The following is a 656-nucleotide window of genomic DNA, read 5'->3' as shown; positions in this document are numbered from 1 at the left end:
TCCTTGGGCTGGTACGTCCGCGAGATACCGGCCAGCATCTGGGGCTTACCCATCCCGTGCTTCGCCTGCGCCAAGTCCTGGGCCACCTTGGACTTGACGCCTTTCTCGACCGCGATGATCTGATTCAGCTTCGCCACGATCGCGAACCTAGCAGCGCAACTGCGGGACCTGCCACGGAATTTGTTCGACAACCCCGTAACGGGCGCATCCCACGTACGGGTGAAAAAGGATGTTGATCGCTCTGCCCTGGGTAGGCCAACCGCCGCACCGATTCGACGAGCTGGGGGACCGCACGTTGTCGCAACCCTTCGAACTGCCCGACTTCTACGTGCCGTACCCGGCCCGCCTCAACCCCCACCTGGAGGAGGCGCGGTCCCATTCGCGGGAGTGGGCACGCCGCATGGGCATGCTGGAGGGGTCCGGCGTCTGGGAGACCGCCGACCTGGACGCGCACGACTACGCGCTGCTGTGCGCCTACACGCACCCGGACGCCAGCGCTGAGGACCTGGCGCTGGTCACCGACTGGTACGTGTGGGTCTTCTTCTTCGACGACCACTTTCTGGAGATCTTCAAACGCACCCAGGACCGCCCCGGAGGCAAGGCGTACCTGGACCGGCTGCCGCTGTTCATGCCGCTGGACGACGCCGCCGCCGTGC

At 65.7% G+C, this 656-nt stretch carries 1 pseudogene; it reads left to right on the top strand.

From position 1 onward, the window contains the following. Positions 1-229: 229 nt before the first annotated feature. Positions 230-656 (top strand): annotated as a pseudogene (locus CCN37_RS38220) (hypothetical protein); the annotation flags it as partial.

The organism is Allokutzneria sp. NRRL B-24872 (genome assembly GCF_002155965.1).
GTDB lineage: Bacteria > Actinomycetota > Actinomycetes > Mycobacteriales > Pseudonocardiaceae > Allokutzneria.
The sequence above is the reverse complement of the archived record's forward strand: the minus strand, read 5'-3'. Positions and strand labels throughout refer to the sequence as shown.